This is a genomic window from Psychrobacter sp. TB20-MNA-CIBAN-0197, assembly GCF_040309765.1.
In the GTDB taxonomy this organism is placed as follows: Bacteria; Pseudomonadota; Gammaproteobacteria; order Pseudomonadales; family Moraxellaceae; genus Psychrobacter; species Psychrobacter submarinus.
The window spans coordinates 1-254 of sequence record NZ_JBEOPC010001007.1 but is presented as its reverse complement, the minus strand read 5'-3'; the positions used below and the strand labels follow the sequence as shown (position 1 = coordinate 254).

The window sequence follows — 254 nt, the reverse complement described above, 5'->3', positions numbered from 1 at the left end:
CGGTAAAACAGCAGCCACGATCAACACCCTGAATGACGCGACCAATGAGGCATCGGCGCAGGCGCTGGGTACCGAGAAGACTGAGAAGAATCAGGTCAGAACCGGTGGTGGTCCTGTGCAGGAAAACAGTGAAACCGAGGCCGACAGTAATCTCAGCATTACCGTCAAGACACTGCTCAAGCGGATGAAGGAGTTGCAAAAACAACTTCAGGAGCAGCAGCAGCAACTGGCTGCGGCTCAGGCCGCAAGCTATC

Annotated in this window: 1 protein-coding gene; it reads left to right on the top strand. The window is 55.1% G+C overall.

Features of this window, described 5'->3' with window-relative positions; all coding sequences use genetic code 11:
* Positions 1–254: hypothetical protein (locus AAEY83_RS16925; protein WP_351060966.1), on the top strand; the 254-nt coding region annotated here is incomplete at both ends.